Below are 236 nucleotides of genomic sequence, written 5' to 3' on the forward strand. Positions count from 1 at the left end.
CGTTTGCCGATGGCGGTGTATCAGTGAAATGTGTGACTTATCATCCTGAAACGATTGCATTATTGAAAGCATGGAAGAATGAAGGCGGTGGTAGCTATTCGCCTAAGTTCAAGTCATGGCGGTATCATTTACCGTTTGCCAATACTGTTTTGCAACGTTTACAACAACTAGATACCACGCCAAAAGCATAAGGACTGACCGATGAATTTTTCAAATTTAAGCTTGCTCATTGTTAT

The 236-nt window shown here is 40.7% G+C and carries 1 protein-coding gene; it reads left to right on the plus strand.

The features are described 5' to 3' along the window. A partial coding sequence (locus tag ACSV5T_RS10365) for a hypothetical protein (RefSeq protein ID WP_438321093.1) occupies nt 1–191 on the plus strand: 191 nt, incomplete at its 5' end. Between the last annotated feature and the right edge of the window lie 45 nt (nt 192–236).

The sequence above is a fragment of the Veillonella sp. ZSJB6 genome (assembly GCF_051549505.1).
GTDB lineage: Bacteria > Bacillota > Negativicutes > Veillonellales > Veillonellaceae > Veillonella.